The sequence below is a fragment of the Chitinophaga sp. CF418 genome (assembly GCF_900142925.1).
In the GTDB taxonomy this organism is placed as follows: domain Bacteria; phylum Bacteroidota; class Bacteroidia; order Chitinophagales; family Chitinophagaceae; genus Chitinophaga.
Map to the genome: position 1 here is coordinate 58,589 of NZ_FRCN01000020.1, position 21,114 is coordinate 79,702.

The window sequence follows — 21,114 nt, forward strand, 5'->3', positions numbered from 1 at the left end:
GGCTTTTTTCAGACAGGAGCCCCACAAACCTGTATCCACGTGAATAGCTTATTGAATATTCGATGCGAATAGGAATACTTTATATTAGCTTCCTGTATTTAGGATCGCCTCCCTGCCTTTTGTGTAATTGGCCTTTCCCAGCATCACGATCAGCCCCAGAATCCCGATAAATACAAAATAAAGGTTGAACCACAAGTGCTCCTGCCAATCCATCTTCCGGATTACACCACCGCATGCGCAGGGCACGGCGCCATAATAATTGGACAACACCAACTTGATATAAATAGTAAAGGCCACCATTAACACCAATGATAAAAGAAGCCCATACAATCGTGTAATCCTGAAAAGTAGCAGGCCGGCTGCAGTCAGCTCTATTGCTGGCAAGCCCCACACCAATAGCATCGTCCATTTGTCATCAAAGGGTTGTAGATTGATAGACCAGACGAATTTTTCAAAATCCAGGAGTTTACTGATTGCTGCATAGAAAAAAAGTGCAACAAAACTATAGCAGATGAGATCTAGCATCGTTTCTTTCCATTTCATAACGCGATGTATTTAAGGTTTTGGTAAGTTGTATTGCAGTGAAGCAATTTCTGTTGTCACTAAACTGCTGAACGTTTCAAGTGAAGGCCGTTTTTCTGCAGACCAATCAACGGCCTTTATAACAAGTCCTGTTAAGGACTGGCTTCTGGTTACCTGGCCCAGTATTTCTGCAGTTTCAGCTGGATCGTCCTTTATGGTTTCTATCGGATGCTTACCGGTAAGCATAAATACCAGCACCGCCCCCAAAGAGTATAGGTCATCACTGGCATCTGGAACTGCGTAGCAGCGTTGTTGTGGCGAAATATAACCGGCGATCCCTTGCCCGAATGGCGGTCCGCTTTGTTGCAGCCGCGTGGTATAGGCCAGTTCCAGATCAATTAAAAAAACCTTTTCATCTTCAGCAACAATGATATTGTCCACATTGAGGTCCCGGTGAAGAAAGCCTGCATTGTGCAGGCGCTGTATTGTCTGCAGTATTTTAAGAAAAATCACCAGCAAATGCGACCTGGATTGAGTAGAGAGATCCTTCCAGCAACAGTCTCTTTTTTCTTCGTAAATCTTTCTGCGCAAGCTACTGCCCTCCAGGTATTCCAGCACCAGGTAAGCGGATTCCTTTTTATAAATGAGATCAAGAGCCCGGTTGGATATCTTTAGTGGCGCAATTTCTTTTAGCACCCGGTACTGCCATTCTAACCTGTCGATCATGTCCCTGCCATAGAAATCGTCGAAAGCATGCCGTTTACCATGTTTAATGAGGCACGGGGTACAACTGAACCTGTGCATGTTTATGCCCCTGAAAGTATCGCCTTTAGGTAATCTCCTTAGTAGCTTAACCAGCACATATGACCAGTCAATCAGGCGTGGATGATTTGCTCTTTTAATGATACCAGGAGTATCCTTTGGCCTTAGTTTCATTTCTCCATTACTGTAAAATAGAGGCGAAACATAGCTGATCCGTCCTACCTGAAGCATCCCGGGAACCTCGGGCCCGTAAATCCCTGAAACGATACGTTCAATATCATCAAGAATGAGCTTTGTCTCTGATCTGCTTTTACAATAAATGGTAATAAACCTGCCTACATTTTCAAGACCTGCACCGTACCCGTTAAAAACACTGACCGTGTAATTGTCTTTCAGCACATCAAAGTCTACCCTGTGGCGCCACAAAAGCGGCAATACCCGGTCAAGTAACGGTCCTGCAGACAAAATACGTGTAGACAAATAGATGGTGTAGGGGCTTTCCTTTCCTGAACCTATGCGATACCACTTGCCTTGTTGTTGAAAAACAAAATCATGAAATCTAAGCACACTGCCAAAGTCTATAAGGGAAACGTCTCTGTTTACACTTTTAATTTCCGGGTCAACCATAAAAAATAAATTAGAAATGAGTGATAAGCGTAGAGCTATTTTTACCAAACTACTGTTTACTTCCTTTCGTTGACTCAAAACTAAATCAAGGGATTATTCTAAAATGGATAAATTCCAGAACCTGCTCATTTTTGGTGATAATGTGTAATTCCTGCTTAAAAATGACCCTATGTTAAAGCGCCTTTGCCAATGCACTTTGCCGTAGCAGCATTTTCTGGCAGAAATAATAGACCATCATTTCATGGCTCTGCTGATGAGCAGCAAACATCCTGTTCAGGTGCATATGAATTAGGTCGGCCACTAGTTTTACTTTTCGCTTAGCTGGGCAATGCCCCAGCAGCATCCTGGCAGAAATTTTACAAGCCACAAATGAAGCTGATAATACATCATTAACAGGCAAAAGAGTTTTGATGATGCGTTGAAAGTCCTTGTTCAACTTCTTAAATCCTTCGCCAGAAATCTGATATTCTTCGGAAAATGCCTCGCAAACCTTGTTAACATATACGGTGCCCTCTTTAGTCAAATCCCCCAGCTCGTCCAGCATTCCCATCAGCATCTCTGTGCAAAGTCTGTATTTCTCGTCATCACTGGCCTGGTGGGCCAGCACTTCCAATACATACAAACTATCCAGCCAGAAGTGTTCCTCTACCATTGCCATCAGGTCTTCCCCATATCTTTCGGTTTCCCTTTTATAGCTGCAAACTTTAATATCAGAAACAATACCATCCATCATGTATGTATACAAAGCCTTATTTAGCTGATGGATCATATACAAATGATCTGATGGGCTTTTAAGTTTAAGCCTTAACCGCAGATGCGATCCGTTCTCGCCATAGCGTATAAAAAACCAATAAGCTATTTTGTCGTTATTTTCAGCTAAAACAAGGCTAACAGGGCCGTTAAGCAGCAAATCAATCCTTAGGGGATGCGTGTAAATTTCAAAGTACAACCAATCCTCCGTGGGCAGGAAGATCTTTTTAACACCCTTTATACCAACTGGCGTATTGCTATTCAATTCAATGGTATCGTATTGTTTCTGCTCATTAATCAGGCTAAGCACAAACTGATGCGCATATCCGTTCCCTTCACTATCTTTTACTACAGGGCGTGTAGGAACAAAACCCTCTTCCAATATAAAAGAATCAAACTTGCCAAATACATGCAGCAGCTCTTTCAAATCAGCTTCATCTGCCAGGTCAAATACCATGGTCCGGTCTTCGGTACGGGTAACGGCATATTTTTCCAGTCCTACGCTTTTAAGATAATCGGCCAGGATGTGAATGTCTATTGCTCCGGCTATCTGGCGCTTCAAAGCAGCCACAGAAATCCGCCATTGAGCAGGCGATAAAATGATGTTCTTGAACTGCACCCTGGGATAAAAATCCTCACCCGGGAAATAATCAGTCAGCTTAAGGCTAAAGTTGGTTTTCAGACCATCGTGCTGCAGGTCATTTAAAAAACGGTATACCGCCAGGTTTGAACGTTTATAATTGTATCCGGAGCTTAATCTGGGAACTATACGTTTTTTCTTGTTTCGGTCATATAAAATCACCTGGGCCCCTGCAACCGTAATATCTATATCAGTCAAATTAACTGCACCCTCCATGTCATCGTAATTCAAGAGCGACAATTGATAGGGATAAATGCGTTTCCTACGGTTCACGTTGTCTACCGCAACTTCATCCGTATATCCAATATCAAAAAACAGCACATCAGGGTTGGCGGCCAATTCTTCATCCGCAATAGCAGCGCACATCTGCTCAACGTCTTTTCCAATCAGCGAAAACCTGCCCAGTATACGGTTAGAGCTTGGGCCTCCAATTTGTTCTATAATCAGCAAATCATCAACTACCGAACCCAATACCCCTAAAGATCCAGGTATAGCCTTATTTACTTTTCTCTGCTGAATATTCAGGTGCTCGAGCTGTATCACCCTACTACCAGAGGCTATTAGGGATTTAAAGAGCAGGTCAACCATCACCCTTTTATCGTTTACATCTTCGGTAACAGGCGGTTGTGCTATAGGAGCCTCCAGTCCAATTGCCAGGTCCAGGTTAGCATAACCCACACCCAATTCCGGGTCAAGGGCTACCATTAGTGGAACGGTACGTTGCTCAAATTTCTTGCGAAAGGCAGCTTTAAACCTTTCAAGATCTTCAAAAATGGGATCTGGAACAAAGTGGTGCATCAAACGGATCAGTTCAAATATATCCTTAAACGTTTCGGTAGAAAAGGTAGCCTCCTGAACTTTCCGCTCTGCAAGTACATATAAAGGATCATCAGTACCGGCAACATATCCCATGCGTTCGAAGTAATCTTCTCCAATAATATTTGGGGTATTGGAAGTCAGCAGCAGTTGCAAATCCACCATTTCCTGTATGTCTGCAAGGCTGCAGCCCTCGATATCTTTAAGCAACACAGAGGCAACAACAGGCACTTTGCAGCTATCCAGAACTTGCAAGTACAATTTAAGTGCATCGGTTTCAGCTATAACAAAGCTGTCTTCCTCACGGGCAATAAAACGGATCTGATTGCCTATTGTGTAATGGCTGGAATTGCTAAAAACAAGCGTATCGGCAGTAACTACAACTTCCTGCAAAGCCAGTTTGTTCATCAATGTCCAGCATGGGAATTGATGGAGTACCTGCGAATTTTCAACCACAATTTGATTGTCCTGCTGATTGGTTCCCATTGTGACCACTCCGCATCCCGCAAAGCTTCCATAAGGAGTAGCCCGGTACTGCGCCCGGTTAAAATACTTCCACACCGTGTGATAGACAGCCCTTGGCAGCTTGTCTAGTTCATCAGCTGAAATATTCTTTATCTGCTCATAAAAATCAGCTGAGGAGATACGTATCGATGCTTTGAGATTTTCCCACTCGGTATGTAATGAAGCGGTTAATTTTAACTGAGGTACCCTGATGAGTAGTTGGGGATAAATTTTCATATACGCCTGTAGTAAAATATCTTAAATATATCCTAAATACCGGGTACATGAAATGCTTCTTATACAATCTGTCTAAATAAAATGATAACCTGCATAATAAAAGGAAGCACAGATGTGCCTCCCCATTTAATAACCACATATAATCTTTCTTATGAAAGACAAACTTAAATAGCTTCGGCTCATTGGCCTTCTTTATCTCTTATAGGCACTGCAGTTTTATTCTTCTTAAACTGACGGCGGGTATATAGATGTAGCTGCAATGTACCCATGTCGGTAACGTAGACATTATCTTTGTCACTTAAAACGAACGACTTCCAACGGAAAAAGATATTATTGTAAATCATTCCTCCAATATCAGCAATCAAAGTACCTAAGGCCTCTTCTTTTCCGTGCTCATGGAAACCGGCACCAAACAAAGGTTTTTCCATTCTCGTAGAATCCAAAGATTCCATGTGGTATAGGTACACCTTTTTGTGCATCTTTATTTTAGATACAATTTCATCCCTGGCGTTAAAAGTGTACTCATAATCATTTCCAAACAACAGCGAGCGCCAATCGTTAGGTCGCCATACAATGTAAAATTTACGGCCCCAGGCCGTATTGATAGGAATACCCAAAATATGGGCATTATCAGTTTCCAATATAGTTTTATCGTTCTTTACATCCTGGATAACACCCTGGTACATTTTTACAATGCGTACCTCTTCGGGCTTTAAAGGCCGCAGGGCGGTATCTACAACTGCACTTTTACTGCTTACGTCACGGTTAAATGTAACAGTTCCGCAGGCAACCGGCGCAGCACTATCTTTCCAATAAACCAGCTTGTAATAATCTCCGTCGTGTATGGGAAATGCGCCCTGTATGTTATGATGAACTGTCGTATCCGGCACAAATGTTTGCCTGCCCCGGTAGGCAGTTGCTTCAATCAAGGCAAACTCCATGGCCTGTGCAAACACCCGGCGCATTTTAAGGTCTGTAAATTTTTGGCATTTCGCGGCAACAGAAGAAATCAAAAGAAAAAACAAGAGCATTTTTTTCATATCAATCAGCATTTGTATCACCAAATATTTTATCGTAGTTGGCATGTGTGTAAATGGATACTTTTACTTCACGTCCTAAATCCAGCATGTAAATGAAACGACGGTCTTTGATCAGGAAACGGTGGCCCATATAACGAGTGCTGTATAAAAATACAGTTGCCAGGTCGGCAACAGAAACCCCCTCAAGCGCATCGTATTCATGGCTATGAAACCATTTTCCGTATTTAGCTAATCCGGCTGTCCTATCTGCGAAAACAATTTCAGTACCTTTCTTATGTGCTTTTACTCTCGATATGATACGGTCCCCGTCATCAAAAGTATAAACCACATCATTTCCAAACAGCATACGGTCGGTTCTATCCGCTCTGTAATCCACATAAACCCGCTTGCCCTGCTTGCTAATTAAGGGAATAAAAGAAGTATATGTTGGCTTAGGGAATTGGCTAAGATCCATGTTGCGGCCAAAATCTATAAATGCAGCATCGCATATCCTAAATGCTGCAGCCTCTTCATCATTAAATTGCCTTACAGTTGTATCTAATACTGCAGTGGCTATGTCTGCAGGTTCAGTAAGCGAAACGGTTGCATAAATTTCCGGAACAGGATCGGCCCTCCAGTATATGCATTTATAGATTCCGCCTTCTTTTATTGGGAAGAAACCAGCTACATGATTCTGTGTATCGTCTATGCCACGGTAAAAAATTGTAGCATTTAGTTTTGTCACTTCCAGCTTCGATAGCAGGTAGGCATCTAATAGGTCTGCTTTAACCTGGTTGTCGCACTCATCTTGCGCTATGAGGCGCAAGGAAAAACAGACCATCAACAGCACGTTAGCAATAACTTTCATTGTTTATCATATTTAATAAATGCGCTACTATCTGTCCGCATAGTATCGCGGTTTTGAAAACTTGTATCTCTTTTTCGAATTGAATCTATCTCTCTATCGGCGTTTGGATCAGAGTCAACATATCGCCTTTTACAACCCGCACAAACAATTAAGGCAACCAACATTGCCCAAAACAAGCATCTCATCATTTCCATCATTTTTAGTTGTAATTATCTGGGGCGGATATTGAGCACCTTGTTATAAGTATCCAATGTAAAATCAAAGCTGCCAGAAGCAGTAAGTGCGGGCAGTTGCGCGGCTAAATTCTTACGTATATCTATATCCACATTGTACAATACGCTGTTCGTAAATTGCTCATCGAAGGCAACCCTCACGCCGTAAAGCCCCTCTATGGACTCACGCAGTTTGCCAAGGGTTATTTCATCATAGTACAAAAGCCTATCAGCCGAAATCATAAAGAAGGGGCGCCTGCCAGGCATAACCTTTCCGGCTTTGGTAATGTAGCATACGCCCTTACTTACCACAGTATCTGTGTTTTTGCCCTTAATCTTTACAAAGCCATCTTCCAAATCCAACACCGCATAATTGGGCTTACCAGCTTGTGCAGGGATATCCCACGCATAATATTCAATGGCCATTGCTGCGTTCCTGGTACTTAGTTCCATACCCGGCAGCGCTATTTTTACCAGACGGCCAGCACTTTCTATGCTATCTGCCTTCAGGTACAAGCCACCTGCTAGACTGATGGCAAAGCGGTTATAATCAAAATCGAAAGTGGTATAGTGATCAAGTACCACGCGTAGTCCTTGCGGCATATGCCACATGACGTAATAATATCCATCCGACCTTACGTGTATGGGGCCATCTTTCGGCTTCCCACAACAAAACAAGCTACAGCTTAGCGTATAGCCCATTAACCCTAGTAGCATTCGCTTCATTATGATTTGATGTTTTGGTGTATGAAGAATTCAGAGAAAATTGGGGGAACGGAAAAACACGTTCCCCCTGGCAAGCCAGTGGACTTCCTCAAAACCACTGTACCTGCCGGTCTGCCTGCTGATCTCTAAGAGTTGAGTATTATAAGATCCTGAAATCATTGCCTGAAAGCCTGAGCACCACTCCCAATCTCCCTGCTGTTATCATGGTGGTTATAAAGAGCAGCAGTACCGCAAGCATAATCGTATAGCAGGGAATTCTCAAATGCTTTTCTGGCAAACCCATTGCGGTAGACAATAAAAAGACTGCAAAGCCACCGAATATGAACAGCACAGCTGGCATATCAAATACATTGTTATCCGTGGCCAACAGGCAACAAACTACCAGGTACAGCCGCATGTAAAAGATAAAGTTTATCCCTACCATCATCTTGTTCATCGATAGTATAATTACTGCTGGTATGTATAGCAGCAGCAGGTTAATGGGCATTCCAAACACTACAACATAAATAACCACACCAATAGCTAATACCCACTCCATTACAAGCCTGTTTAGCAGATGGAACTTTTTAGAGAAAGGATTTAACCAGTTCCTGGCTATCATATAAAGGGAAAAAACATTTTCAAATGCAAACACATACCAATGCCTGGCAGTACCAATGTAGCACAACAGCAGGCCAATAAGCAATGTACCTGCAAGTGGCAGCAGCAGTTTATTGCGCCTGTACGCTTTACTGTTTAACGAAGCATATGGCATTATTTGCGTGGTGGTATAGAGCAAAAGCGGATAAGAAACAAGCAAATAATTGGCAAACTGATTTGTCGTATTCCAGAATCCACTCACTATCTGCGTGTTATTGTGCAAGATTCTTCCTGCAAAAAGCTGCTGATAGCCCATGCCTATCTGGATAAAAACAACAGCACTCAAAAACCAGAAGAAATATATAAGGGAATACCTTGACAGGTGATAGGAAAAAATGCATACAGCTATAAGGGTACATAAGCAGTTGGTGATTGTTTCATTGCCGAATAAATCCCGCCAAAATATCCATCCTAGGCACCCGGCAACTACTGCTGCCAGTGTGATAATGTGCCCCAGCGTCAGCTTCAGCGGCTGCTTTAGTAGCCCTGCAAATGTTAATATTGTGATTACGGCTAAACTAAGGGGCAGCATTATATACGGCAAGTACGCGGGTATATTATCGGCATCGGTTACGGGGTATTTCCAAATGCAATAGCCATAATATAAACAGCAAAACACGAGCGCAAGGCAGTCAGCAGCTTTATGGCACAAGGCGGCCTTGTCTGCCATCGTCTGCAGAGTAATCTCATTTTTCATAACAATACTGCGTCACAACACGCAGCTGCGTGCTGATTTTTTGGTAATGGGAAATATAGATCCTGCGGCCAGCAGAGGGCCGTTTACACGATCATTTCATTACATTATTTACAACGGAGATTATATGGGGCACGTAGCCGTTGGCGCTTAACTTGGAGGGGTAATCTGTATCATCTGTTTAGTTATTTTTAAAGGTCAAACATGAATTCCTTCCGATTGCCATCGAATTGAGTACAATATTAGCCCCCCTACAAACACTAAAGCGTTAATAGCATGTTAACAAGCAACAAAATTTAATCGATTACGCAAATCGTAACCGCAGGAAATCAATTAGATATGTTCTTTCATCCAGGTAGGCATAGGTGTTCCTTTCAGATAATGATCCAGGAACTGCCAAACTTTAGTATTATAGTCTAACTCTTTTTTCTCACTCCCTACACCATGTCCCTGTCCACGGTAATTCAGCCACCAGCAGGGTTTTTGCAAACTTCGCAGTACAATAAAGAACGCTCTTGTATGTTCAACATTCACATTATTATCGGCATCATTGTGCATAAAAAGCAATGGCGTTTTCAAGTTCTTTGCAGCCAATAAAGGCGAATTACGAATGTAAGTTTCAAGATCATCGCTTAATGCCTTACCCATCATCAGGTAAGAATGCTGTGCAAAAAACTGTTGCCCCTCACCATGTCCCCAGGTCCCGGTTGCAAAACGGATCATATCATGAACGCCAGCAGTAGGGCAAGCAGCCGCAAAAACATTTGTGTGGGTTACAATATAACTCGTTTCGAAACCTCCAAAACTATGACCAAGCAGCCCCATTTTTGTGGTATCGGCCCAACTATTTTTGCCAATAAAGTTCACGGCACTTAGTACACAGTTCAATGCCGCTTCGCCAGATAGCGTGACTTTTCCGCGAATGTCTGGTTGAAAAACAATATATCCATTGCTGGCAAGAATTGCAGGATTGATATTAATACCAGATAGACCAGGCATACAAAAGCTATTCAGCAGATTGCTTTCAGTTTCATAGATACTGAAAACAATGGGATACTTTTTACCTGGATCAAAGTTTTCCGGCTTATACATCAAACCCTGATATGAATTACCCTCTTTATCCTGGTAGTTACATAGTTCCGCTGAAAGCCAGTTAAAAGCCCTTTGCGGTTGAAAATCGGAGAGTTGTTTAAAGGTCTTCAGATCTTTGCTAAAAAAATAGTTTGGATACTGGTCTGCATTTTCCCAACGGACAAGATAACCTCCGTCCGTAGACATAAAATCGGGTTTATACAAAGCCGTGTAAATGTCATTGATCGATCCGGTATACCGCTTCCCATCTGAAATCAGTCGAAAATCTTCAGGGTTTTCTACATCAGCCTCATAAAATGCGAAATTTTTATTCTGTAAATTAAATGCAGACAAAAGTAACTTCCGTTTACGCTGAGGCCTCACCCCATTCGGTAGGAGGAAAAATACCATTTTATGCTTCGCGCCCATTCCCTTTGTAAAACAGACGGACTTACTGCGCCCTTTCGGATCAACCTGCCATATATCATACTCTGTTTGTATCAACATTGCACTATCACCATCCAGCCATCTGCAAACACCAATTACCGAATCATAAGGGTCGGGGTAATGCTCCACGTGCACCATCCCCAAATAGCCAGTAATATCAGTTCCTATTTTGACCTTTTTATTTCTTGCAATGTCGTAGCAACAATAGGCTTTGGTAAGTGGTTTGAAGTACACAAAATACCTACCCGTTGGTGAAAGATAGAATGTCATAATCCGATTTACCATACCCAATTCAACCGGCGTTTTATTGCCATTTTTTGAGTAGCAGATATAATAGTCAGATATGGAATTGATGTTCCAGGGTTCAGTCATCAAACCATTGGTATCTTCAATAGCGAAAATTGTATCGGTATCAAACTTCAGTGTATTTCGAATGACACGTTGGTTACCGGATGTCAATTGTAAAATCTTATGATCTGCAATAGTTATTGTTGCAAGATATTTTTTTTGCTTGATGTCCTTGCCTCTTGGACCATCATAATAGCTGCGCAAATAGGTGTCCTGATAGCTCCATGTTTCCAGATCAATATCTGCATCATGAACGTTAAGCAGCGGCGCATCTTGAAGCGAAAAGAATAAACGTTCTCCGTCTTTACTAAAAGACCAGTAATCGCCCTTGACAATCGAAACACCGGGGGTAATATCTTTTGCACAGTTATCTGTTAATAGAATTGCTCCGGTTGAACCAGACCTAAAATAGTATATCTCATTTGCACCAGCAGTTGTAGCCATAAAAGCCACCTGAGTGCCGCTCCCATCGAAAATTACATTGCTAATTGCAGTACCTGTGTATATCCGCTCTTTGTTACCTGAGATCGCGTCTGTCCAATAGGCAGTCACCTTTTGTTTAGATGATGTATCCTGTTCTATCAAAAGAAATGTTTTTCCATCCTTTGAAAACTTATAATCTTTAATACCCGAAAATTTCAACAATGTTTTTCCATTTGGCTCACAAAGAATTAGATTATCACGATATTTTAGCATCAAACGCTCAAGCCCTGCTATCTGCTGTAAGTCATAATCGCTTACCATTTTGACGAAAGCGCGTCTTCTGCTTCTTAAATCAAATATCATAAGGCTGTCACCGGGCAGCAATCCGTACAAATACCTGCTCCCTTCAGAAAATTGCGGATTTTTCAATCCGACCATGGAAAGAATTTCTTTTCCTGTTGTGGTTTTCAAAAAAAAAGTGTTTTTACCTACCGGCAAATTGAATACGATATAAAATGCATAATGCCCATCCGAACTTAACCCGCCCCCATCCACAACCGGCCATGATTTGTAGGTTTCAAGTGTTAGCGCAGGTTCCTGTCCCTTGCATATTCCGGCACCTAAGAGTGTTAAAAGAAAAATAAAAAATATCCTTGTCATGTGTGTTATAGTCAGCACTTAATTTATTCAATCTCGCTGCATCCAATATGCAGCACCTCTATACACGAACAAATGACTATAAAGTGGTACTCCTATACTATTTTTTTTCGTTAACCAATTATTAACGCTTTTCTTAAAAAGGTATCTTAACTTCAGATTCGGTTGGCATTTCCTCTGCCGGCCAAATATTCCTAACCAAAAAATATAATATATACCCCTGCCCGCAATCCCTAAATAGAACTTCGATACATCCATCTTAAACCTAAACATAGATGAAGCAATTTCACTTCATTTGGCTCTTGTGTATGGCCTTTACCCCAGGCGCATACGCACAGCACAGCCATGACAGTTTGGCTAGGCACCAAACCAACAATTACCTTAAGGTAACCGCAAAAAAATCTGCATTGGCCGGTAAAAAACTGATGCAGGGAAACACCAAAACTTTAGATGCCTATATCCTAAAGCTGCAACACCTGCACAAGAAAGTTGCCTTGGTTGACAGGCAAATTGCCGACCAGCTATTTCCGGGCTTGATGGCCAAAGCAACAGCCTTGCGAAACCAGCTGCAAAGTGCAGCCCAGGCACCTGCCGCCTACTTTGGTTACCTGGATACCCTGCAAGGCAGTATCAAATACATTGGCCAGCAAGCTGCCGCAGATCAGAACATTTATCTGCGTTCTAAAAAAGCCGTAGAATCCCTTCAAAACAGCCTGTCTGTTACCGAACAGACCAGCAACCTCATTGCCGATGGGAAAAGGGAAATTATGGCGGTTTTAGCGCCATTACAAAGTTTCTCTGCAGAACTGGGTGGCTTGGAGAAAGAAGTATATTACTATAAGCAGCAGATAGCAGATTACAAGGCGTTATTGACCGATCCGAAAAAGCGCGAAGAAAAGCTGCTAGCTATCCTCAGGAACAGACCGGAATTTCAAAACTTTATGGCACAAAACAGCCTCTTTGCCAGCCTGTTTAACCTGCCAGCAAACTACAATGCAGCCCGTTCATTAGAAGATCTGCAAACCCGTACGCAGGTAGAAAACGTATTGCAAAGGCGCATTGGCAGCGAAGCCGCAGGCAGGCAAATAGCCAGCCAGCAAATGGATGCGGCGCGTTCCCGGTTTGATAACTTCAAATCCAAATATGCATCAAACGGAAATGTAGATGAGGTACCTTCATTTAAACCAAACCCGCTGAAAACAAAGCGTTTTTTAAACCGCTTGGAGCCAGGCGGCAACATTCAGTTCCAGCGCGCTAACTATTATTTCCCCACCGTAGTCGATATCGATGCGCAGGTGGGCTACAAATTCCATAAAAGCGGTGTCGTGGGCGTTGGGCTGGCCTATAAACTGGGGCTTGGCCAGGGCTGGGCGCATATTGCTTTTAGCCATCAGGGTTTTGGCATCCGCAGTTTTTTAGACTGGAAATTGCGCGGCAGCATTTACATCAATGGTGGTTTAGAAGGAAATAAACCCGCAGGGTTTCACCGGATACGGGAACTGAAGAACTGGAACGGTTACCAAATGAGTGCCATGATAGGTTTATGCCACAAAGTAAAAGCTGGTGCTAAGAAAACCGCAACCACCACTCTTCTATACGATTTCCTTGCCGCCAGGCAGTTGCCCGGCTCGCAACCCTTTAAAATAAGATTTGGTTACACTTTTAAGTAATTTTTCCCCAAACAATATATACTTATGTTACGATTACCCCAACACATCAAAGGCTGGGCAATGCTTTTCATGCTGCTCATCCCTTATCATCTGCTTCTGGCGCAAAGCTCAACCACTTTCGATCTCACCTCGCCAGCAGCCATTTACGAACCGAGCAAAAAGGCTACAGAAATGGTACGTGTAGCCGATATCCCTGTTTCGTATTATACCGGAAAGCCCAACATCAGCTTTCCACTGTACGAGATCAAATGTGGAAGTTTGTCGCACAAAATTTCATTAAACTATTCCGGATCTGGAGGCATACCTGTAGAAAGCCAGGGCTCTTGGGCAGGTACGGGTTTCGATATTGCCGTTGGTGGTGCCATTGTGCGGACCCCGGTGGGCAGGCCAGATGAAATGACCACCATGGGTTATAACGATGCAGCAGGAAGCACTGGGCTGCCGCTATGGAGCACAGCAAACCCCACTTTTTGGCTAAATACCCTAAGCACCTGCGACAAGAAGAACATGGGCGATGACCGGCTGGATATGATTCCGGACATGTACTATGTTCATTTTGATGGGCAGAGCGCCAAGATGTTCTTTGACCGCACAGGTGCGGTATTCTTTACGCCTTATAAGCCCTGGAAATTGACAGGCAGTATGACTACCGGTTTTGCCATTACCATCGAGAATGGTACCAAGTATGAGTTTTTAGACATAGAAACGTCTACTTACGACGTGGAAACCTTACCGGGCGACGATGGCAGTAACTTTACCTGTAAAACGGCCTGGTTTCTTAGCCGTATCGTTTCGCCCAATAGAAAAGATACCTTGAAGTTTAACTACACGGCTGCATCGTTTGACAATTTTGACGACTTGCCAAGCGAAACAAAATATACCGCGGTGCCCGACCAGCCTGTTGGCTGTTTAAACCAGCAGCCACCCAGCGATAATGCTACCAAAACCTACAACCACCAAACCTCAAACTCTTTTACACTTACATCCATAGTTTACAGAAGCGGAAAGGTGGAATTTAATAGCATAAACGACCGTGCAGACATTAACACTGGCGATAAAGCCCGCTTAAAGGAAATTAGCTTTTACAGCGCAGCAGGACAAAGCTATACGCTCATTAAAAAAATAAAACTCAACCAGTTTTACGCTAACGCTGCCGCTACAGATGTGTTGAAGAAAAGGCTTTTCCTTAGCAATTTTGTAGAATTGGGTGGAACGGATTCTTTGCAAACCAGTTTCAGCTACATTAATCCCGACGGCTTACCCGGTAAAAATTCCTATAGTCAAGACCACTGGGGGTATTATAATGGGGCCTTCAACAGCAGCCTGATTCCGGTCCTAACAGATGGGTTTATAGACTATGCTGGTGCTAACCGCGAACTCGATTCAGCCGCTATGCAGTGCGGGTTGCTCAGCAGCATTATCCATCCTACGGGTGGTGTTACCACATTTGAATATGAACCCAATGCATATTCTTTTCTTAAAGGCGCTACCATCTATCGCGCACAACACTACGATTCAAGCGCGGTAAACGCAACGGCTACGGCAACTACCATGTCCGGCTCTTTGCCGTCCATTTACAGGGATACCGTGATGGTAAATCTTCCCAAAGTTCCGGGTGTGCTGTCTGTAACCTATTTCCTTACAGGTATTATCCCTACAGATCCGCAAGCAACTGTAGAGATATATGACGGTTCATTCAACCTGGTATGGGCAGCGGGTAACTCTAATGGTACAACCAGAACACAAAACATTTCATTAAATAAAGGGGCTACCTATTATTTGGTGGCAGAGCGTGTGGGCCTTAACGAAAAGTGTTTTATTACACTGAACTATAGGAACTGGAATTATTTTACCGCCCCTGCATTGTACAGCAAATTGGCCGGGGGCAACAGGTTAAAACGTGTAACCACTTTTGATGGTTTTAACCATGCCAATGATGAGGTGGTACGGTTCAAGTATCAGTTAAACGACAGTATCTCGTCGGGCTACCTGCTTGATGAGGCTAAGTATGCAGGCTATTCTTATGTGCCATATTACTGCACCGGTACCCCAGCCGCAAAAGGCGGCGACTGGATGATGTATAACCGCTATGGCAATAGCCTGGTGGCATTGGGCCGCACACAGGGAAGCCCTATTGGCTATTCGAGGGTTGTTGCACAATATGGCGAAAATGCAGAAAATGGAACTGAAGAATTTACCTATACACTGCCGGGCTTTATGGATACCGGCGGAAGCGGCTATCCATACATACCACGTACCAGTTACGATGAGCTGCGTGGCCTGCAAATTGCCAAGCGTGTTTACGACAGCAATGGCAGGCTGCTAAAGAGCAGCATTAACGAATGGAACTATAACCATATCGCCGGTTCGCCCAACCTGCGCTGGGTATGGGGGGCCAAATGTGGCGTGCAGCGGGTATCCAATACCTTTGACGGTGGCTGCCCTACCGGACCAGACTGGAGCTTCAATATTGGCATGTACAAAACTTTCCAGTTTTGGCCCACCCTAAAATCGACCACCGATAGCCTTTTCGATGTAAGCACTGGGGCCGGACTTGGCATCAAAATATCCTATAGCTATGATTCTGTTAACGCCCAGATCACTCAGAAAGATGTTATTGGAAGTGACAATATTATTGAATCTACGACATACAGCTATCCTGCTAATTTTACGGGTACTGCAATTTATGACACTATGGTGGCGAGAAACATGCTATCGGAAGTTATTGAACAGCGTATCACCAAAGGTGGCATACAGATTTATAAGGAGAAGAATAACTTTTCTTTCTATAATGGGATGATTGCTCCATTGAGCAAAGAGTTGATAAGAGCAGACCAGCCATTGGAAAACAGAATTAGCTTTTCAGCATACGACAGCCGGGGTAATCTTACAGAACAGGGCAAATCCAATGATTTGCGCGAGGTGTACCTGTGGGGATATAACGGTGAATACCCGGTAGCTAAAATTATAGGGGCAAGTTATTCAACCGTAAGCAGTTTGGTTATACCTGCCAACCTGGATGCACCTGCCGATGATCAGGCCATACGTACAGAGATCACCAAAGTACGCAACGCTTTGGCCGGTAAATCTGCACAGGTAATTACCCTAACCTATTCGCCCTATGGCAAAATTACCAGCGAAACCAACGCGGCGGGGCTAACTACCTTTTACACCTTTGATGGTCTGGGCAGGCAAACCAGTGTGCGAGACCACAATGGAATGATCATTAAACTGTTTGACCACAAAATAGCCGCAGGCATCAATCAATAACCCCAAATCGTTTTCAAATGATAAAGAAAGTTATGCTGCAAGTGCTGTTATTTACCATGTACGCACTTGTTATACAAGCACAGAATATCCCAAAACAAAAGTTCAGGCCAGCGGCAACACCTGCAACCATACCGGCCGCATATACCAATACATGGGTTAATTATATCCGCGCCTGGGAACCCAATGTACCCAGCAATGATACTGCATACCTGAAATCTGCAAGCAGGACCGGCACAGAGGTGCGGCAGCTTACTGAATATTACGATGGGCTTGGCCGGTTGATACAGCGTGTAGAAAAGGCAATTACACCTGCAGGGAAGGATTTTGTAAGCCCTTATGTGTACAACCAGTACGGGCAGGAGGTTTACAAATATTTGCCATATGCCCCCAAAACCGGCAATACCAGCGATGGTAAGTTTAAAACCGATCCATTTAACGGGCAAAGCGCATTTTATAAGGATACCGTACTCAATCCGGCAGCTGCAGGAGAAAGCATTTATTACGGCCGTATACAGTACGAAGCGGCACCGGACGGGAGGCCGGTAAAAGTGTTTGCACAAGGCAACAACTGGGCGCTGGAAGGTGGCAACAGACCGCAGGAAACACGCTATCAATTTAATACTGTAGCCGATTCAGTACGGCAGTACTCCGTATCGGGCATTACCGGAACCCCAACGTCTGGCGGTTTCTATCCACCAGGTACGCTATATAAACAAACCGGGGTTAATGAGGAAGGGATGCAGAGCATTGAGTTTACCGACAAAATGGGCCGCAGCATTTTGAAAAAAATGCAGAATGCCTACGCACCTGGTACCGGCCATGTAGGCTGGAACTGTACCTACCAGGTTTACAACAACAATGGAAAACTGGCCTTTATTTTAAGTCCAAAGCTCATTGACATCATCAAATCTCATTGGACCGTTACACCTTACCTTATTGCAGAACTGGGCTATATGTACCGTTACGACTACCGCGAACGGGTAATTGTAGAAAAGTCCCCTGGTGCAGATTCGGTTGAAATGGTGTACGATAGGCGCGACAGGCTGGTGATTACAAGAACAGGTAACCTGGCCACAATGGGCATGGCCAAAGCCATTCTTTACGATTCGCTGAACCGCATAACTGGCGAAAGTTTGTTCTATACCGGTTCTACACGAGAATACCTGCAGGCATTGATGGATACCTCATCTGTGGCCAACCCAGCGATAAGCGTACCATTCCTTACACCTGAAGTAATGGTGCCCCAGCATTACATTTTTTACGACAACTATAACTTTACTGGCGTTACAGCTTACGCAACTGCAGATTTGAGCAATACCCGCGTAGGCAGCAACCCCTATGCCGAAGGTATGCCAGCTGCACCCAGCACCAAAACAAAAGGACTAATAACAGGCAAACGCGTATGGGACAGCAGTAAAAACCGGTGGCTCACTACCACCATATACTATAACGACCGGCAGCGCGACATCCAGACGATAGAAGACAACTACGGTGGCGGCAAAGACATTACAAATAAGGTATATGACTTCTCTGGTAAAATATTGGCCACCTACCTCAGACATAACAATCCGCAATCAACCATCACCCCGCAAACTACCTTGCATACCCTGTACCATTACGATGATGGAGGCCGTTTGGATTCGCTGATTGTAACGCTGAATGATAATGCTGCATTGAAACGTACGCTTAGTGTAATGAGCTACAATGAACTGGGGCAGTTGCTAACCGAAAGGTTAAACCCCGGTGCCGCTACGCAGCTGGAAACCTTATCCTACGATTACAACATCCGTAAGTGGTTGCGTGCCGTTAACAAGGGCTATGTGAATACTGTAGGCAGCACTTCTAACTGGTTTGGCATGGAGTTGAGTTATGACCTTGGTTTTGACAGCAGCGAATACAGCGGAAACATAGCTGGTATCAAGTTTAAAGGACGTGGTGACGGGCTTGCACGGGCCAATGGCTATAGTTACGATCCCTGCCAGCGCCTTACTGCAGCCTATTACTCCCAGCAAAATAACGGCAACACCAATTGGACGCAAAACCTGATGGATTTTTCGGTTAGCGGCTTATCGTACGACAACAATGGTAACATCCAGTCCATGAAGCAAAGAGGCATGGATGGCTTGGTAAAAAAGACCATTGACAGCCTGGAATACGGCTACGTGCCTTATAGCAATAGGCTGTACTATGTTACAGACAAGGCCAATGACCCCAGTTCCAAACTGGGCGATTTTACCGAAATCTTTAACACTGTTTTCCAGGACTACTGGTTTGACCGGAACGGGAATATGGCTAAAGATAAAAACAAGGACATAGATACCGTCATTTATGACCACAACAATTTACCGGTTTATTATAAAGTAAAAGGCCATGGCGATGTTTACCTGGTGCGTGGTGGGGATGGGAAACAGCTGGCCAAAGTGGTAACGGATACCAGCAATACCTACCGTACGGTAGTTACCCAATATGCCAACGGTTTCATTTACCTTAATGGAAATGCCGATCCTAACCAGCCAGGTTACGATACCCTTCAAAGCATAGCCCATGAGCGGGGCCGAATCAGGGCAATTTACAAAAGCAGCCAGCCGGTGCAATTTGCTTTTGATTATTTTATAAAGAACCATACCGGTGGTATTGAAATGGTGTTAGGCACCCGGTCTGATACCGCCCTGTATGCTGCCACAATGGAAACTGCCGCAAGCGCCGCAGAGAATGCGTTGTTTGCCAATATTGATGCCACCCGGAGCGCCAAACCTGTTTCCTATCCCACAGATAACACCACCAACCCGAACGACTATGTAGCCAAAACCGGCACAAATGGTCAGAAAACAGGGCCTTCGCTGGTGTTAAGGGTAATGGCTGGCGATTCCATAACTATAACCTCAAAAGCCTTTTACCAAAGTGCTTCGGCAAACAGCGCTGTAAATACGGCGCAGGATATGGTCAGTTCCTTTTTGAATGCCATGAGCGGAGTAAGTTTAGCCGAGGGCATACATCAGGCAACGGGCAGCAACAGCCCGCTGGCGGGGTTTGATGGCAGCATATACTCCAGCGTAAAAAACCTTGACCCGAACCAAAACCAGGCGACCCAGCCCAAGGCCTACCTCAACTTTGTGCTATTTGACGATCAGTTTAACCTGGTAAACGAAAACTCGGGCGTACGGCAGGTACAGGGAAGCACAGGGCAGCTCATTAACCTGGTGGTGAATAAAATGGTTGTTAAGAAAACCGGTTTCCTGTATGTATATGAGAGCAATGAAAGTGCCGTTGATGTTTACTTTGATAACCTGATTGTAACCCACAATGCAGGGCCATTGCTGGAAGAGCACCATTACTACCCATTTGGCCTTGAAATGGCGGGCATAAGTGCCAAAGCTTTAAAAAAGAGTTATATTTCAAATAATTACCTATTTCATGGTAAGAAGTTTGAAACCGGCGAGTTTGGTGATGGGTGGAGTGCTAATTTGTATGATTTCGGAGCCCGGCTGTATGACCCGCAAATAGGCCGGTTTCACTCGCCGGATCCGCATGGGTTTAAGTACGCCTGGATATCACCCTATAGCTTTACTTTTGACAATCCGGTCTCATTCACAGATCCCGATGGTAGAGATGCCAAGCCCATTAATGGCGGTGTGAAGTTTACAGGTATTGACGCCATAGCCTTTTACAAAAAACTCAGGAAAGCACTTGCATCAGGCAACAAAGTGGCAATCCATTATGTTTACCAATCAAAAACCAAGGATATTTACCAAAATACAATAAACGCCATGACTAAAGGCCATCCAATATTACTCACCTATGCAGGACGCACCAGACTAGAGAAGGAAAGGGTAAGGAACATTGCATTAGGTGAATATAAAAAATCACCGCCGATCCCAAACTTCTCTTATGACGAGTATCCATATGCCATGACTGAGGAAGGTGGTGCCGGTGCTGAAGTCATGTCTGTTCCTGTTGATCAACAACAAACACAGGCAGGGGAACTGGGCGGGTTGGTTACAAGAAATAAGCTAAAAAAGGGTGATCTGATTTTCGTGATACCAATTGGTAACGGAAGTGACCCCGCAGCCGAGACCAAGGTGAAGGATGTGGTATTTCCGTTGTTGAAAATATTGATAAATACTTTACAGCGTTTTGCACCTCCGATAATATCACCTATTATTACACCCGAGCCGAGTCTCTTTAAACCAGAAATCATTTAAACAAAAAAAA

At 43.9% G+C, this 21,114-nt stretch carries 11 protein-coding genes; 3 read left to right on the forward strand and 8 right to left on the reverse strand.

Annotation, left to right across the window (positions count from 1 at the left end; all coding sequences use genetic code 11):
* Positions 1-84: 84 nt before the first annotated feature.
* From F3I09_RS32260 to F3I09_RS32295, 8 genes are all read right to left on the reverse strand, one after another.
* Positions 85-543: a MauE/DoxX family redox-associated membrane protein gene (locus tag F3I09_RS32260; RefSeq protein WP_149699178.1), complete on the reverse strand. Its 459-nt coding sequence runs from the start codon at positions 541-543 to the stop codon at positions 85-87.
* A gap of 12 nt (positions 544-555) precedes the next feature.
* Positions 556-1,911 (reverse strand): protein kinase, encoded by a 1,356-nt coding sequence (locus tag F3I09_RS32265; protein WP_149699179.1) that lies wholly within the window; start codon positions 1,909-1,911, stop codon positions 556-558.
* A gap of 172 nt (positions 1,912-2,083) precedes the next feature.
* Positions 2,084-4,858 (reverse strand): lantibiotic dehydratase, encoded by a 2,775-nt coding sequence (locus F3I09_RS32270; RefSeq protein ID WP_149699180.1) that lies wholly within the window; start codon positions 4,856-4,858, stop codon positions 2,084-2,086.
* Positions 4,859-5,037: 179 nt separating this feature from the next.
* On the reverse strand, positions 5,038-5,823 hold the full coding sequence (locus F3I09_RS32275; protein WP_149699181.1) for a hypothetical protein: 786 nt from the start codon (positions 5,821-5,823) through the stop codon (positions 5,038-5,040).
* Between the two features lie 76 nt (positions 5,824-5,899).
* Entirely contained in the window at positions 5,900-6,745 is an 846-nt protein-coding gene (locus F3I09_RS32280) for a hypothetical protein (protein ID WP_149699182.1), read from the reverse strand.
* Between the two features lie 209 nt (positions 6,746-6,954).
* Complete coding sequence (locus F3I09_RS32285; RefSeq protein ID WP_149699183.1) at positions 6,955-7,560, reverse strand: hypothetical protein; 606 nt, start codon at positions 7,558-7,560, stop codon at positions 6,955-6,957.
* Between the two features lie 262 nt (positions 7,561-7,822).
* The gene (locus tag F3I09_RS32290) at positions 7,823-8,608 is read right to left on the reverse strand and encodes a hypothetical protein (RefSeq protein WP_149699184.1); all 786 of its coding nucleotides are present in this window, start codon (positions 8,606-8,608) and stop codon (positions 7,823-7,825) included.
* Between the two features lie 741 nt (positions 8,609-9,349).
* Complete coding sequence (locus tag F3I09_RS32295; RefSeq protein ID WP_149699185.1) at positions 9,350-11,965, reverse strand: prolyl oligopeptidase family serine peptidase; 2,616 nt, start codon at positions 11,963-11,965, stop codon at positions 9,350-9,352.
* A gap of 272 nt (positions 11,966-12,237) precedes the next feature.
* On the opposite strand from F3I09_RS32295, the gene F3I09_RS32300 reads away from it, so the two are divergent.
* The 3 genes from F3I09_RS32300 to F3I09_RS32310 are packed head-to-tail and all read left to right on the forward strand — an operon-like array spanning position 12,238 to position 21,104.
* Positions 12,238-13,632: a hypothetical protein gene (locus tag F3I09_RS32300; protein ID WP_149699186.1), complete on the forward strand. Its 1,395-nt coding sequence runs from the start codon at positions 12,238-12,240 to the stop codon at positions 13,630-13,632.
* A 24-nt stretch (positions 13,633-13,656) separates the two neighbouring features.
* Positions 13,657-16,902 carry an RHS repeat protein gene (locus F3I09_RS32305; RefSeq protein WP_149699187.1) on the forward strand — a complete coding sequence of 1,082 codons (3,246 nt, stop codon included), beginning with the start codon at positions 13,657-13,659 and terminating at the stop codon, positions 16,900-16,902.
* 17 nt (positions 16,903-16,919) lie between these two features.
* Positions 16,920-21,104: a DUF6443 domain-containing protein gene (locus F3I09_RS32310; protein ID WP_149699188.1), complete on the forward strand. Its 4,185-nt coding sequence runs from the start codon at positions 16,920-16,922 to the stop codon at positions 21,102-21,104.
* Positions 21,105-21,114: the final 10 nt, after the last annotated feature.

Bases quoted from the DNA above. Each gene is read 5' to 3' on its own strand.
- F3I09_RS32305 (WP_149699187.1), top strand. From the start codon at position 13,657: ATGTTACGATTACCCCAACACATCAAAGGCTGGGCAATGCTTTTCATG.
- F3I09_RS32300 (WP_149699186.1), top strand. From the start codon at position 12,238: ATGAAGCAATTTCACTTCATTTGGCTCTTGTGTATGGCCTTTACCCCA.
- F3I09_RS32285 (WP_149699183.1), bottom strand. From the start codon at position 7,560: ATGCCGCAAGGACTACGCGTGGTACTTGATCACTATACCACTTTCGAT.
- F3I09_RS32260 (WP_149699178.1), bottom strand. From the start codon at position 543: ATGAAATGGAAAGAAACGATGCTAGATCTCATCTGCTATAGTTTTGTT.
- F3I09_RS32270 (WP_149699180.1), bottom strand. From the start codon at position 4,858: ATGAAAATTTATCCCCAACTACTCATCAGGGTACCTCAGTTAAAATTA.
- F3I09_RS32310 (WP_149699188.1), top strand. From the start codon at position 16,920: ATGATAAAGAAAGTTATGCTGCAAGTGCTGTTATTTACCATGTACGCA.
- F3I09_RS32265 (WP_149699179.1), bottom strand. From the start codon at position 1,911: ATGGTTGACCCGGAAATTAAAAGTGTAAACAGAGACGTTTCCCTTATA.
- F3I09_RS32275 (WP_149699181.1), bottom strand. From the start codon at position 5,823: ATGCGCCGGGTGTTTGCACAGGCCATGGAGTTTGCCTTGATTGAAGCA.
- F3I09_RS32280 (WP_149699182.1), bottom strand. From the start codon at position 6,745: ATGAAAGTTATTGCTAACGTGCTGTTGATGGTCTGTTTTTCCTTGCGC.
- F3I09_RS32295 (WP_149699185.1), bottom strand. From the start codon at position 11,965: ATGACAAGGATATTTTTTATTTTTCTTTTAACACTCTTAGGTGCCGGA.